This is a genomic window from Psychrobacter sp. 1Y4, from assembly GCF_051847555.1.
Genome location: NZ_JBPYDE010000978.1, coordinates 1 through 556, shown reverse-complemented (window position 1 = coordinate 556; position 556 = coordinate 1). Strand labels below are relative to the sequence as shown.

Sequence of the window (556 nt, the reverse complement as noted above, 5' to 3'; positions counted from 1 at the left end):
TGAGATCACCGGCCAATATCGCGGTTTGCTCATTTTCTTTGATGTGTTTGCCAACCATCAACAGTTCAGCATCACGCGTGGTAGATTTATCAGCCTCAGTCGGACTTGGAGGCATAGGATGCAAGCAGTATAGCCAAATCACTCGACCACCTTGCAGGCGTAACTGCGTATGAATAGAAGGTATGTCATCAATCATTAGGTATTTCACTTCAGGATCTATGAGCTCAAGCTTAGAGTACAGGTGCATACCGTATAGATTGTCCAGCGGAACCTTCACCGTATATGGATAATCAGACTCAATTTGCTGTAAGGCTTTCTCCCACTTTTTATCAGTTTCAAGCGTAATTAAAATATCGGGCTGTCTATGCTTGACCAAATCAACCAATTTTTGTGTTTCATCATTGGGTGTTAACACATTTGAAACCATGATTTTTAATTGATGTACTTGCCCTTCTGGCTTGTCTTTTGCTTTTTGAACTTCTTTTTTCCATAGCTTGGTATACGGCAATACCATTCTTAACTGGAACGCTAACGTGATACTAAGCACTATAAATAA

Annotated in this window: 1 protein-coding gene; it reads right to left on the bottom strand. The window is 40.5% G+C overall.

The features are described from left to right. A partial coding sequence (locus tag ACS8FC_RS19950; protein WP_439298063.1) for an endonuclease/exonuclease/phosphatase family protein occupies nt 1-556 on the bottom strand: 556 nt, incomplete at both ends.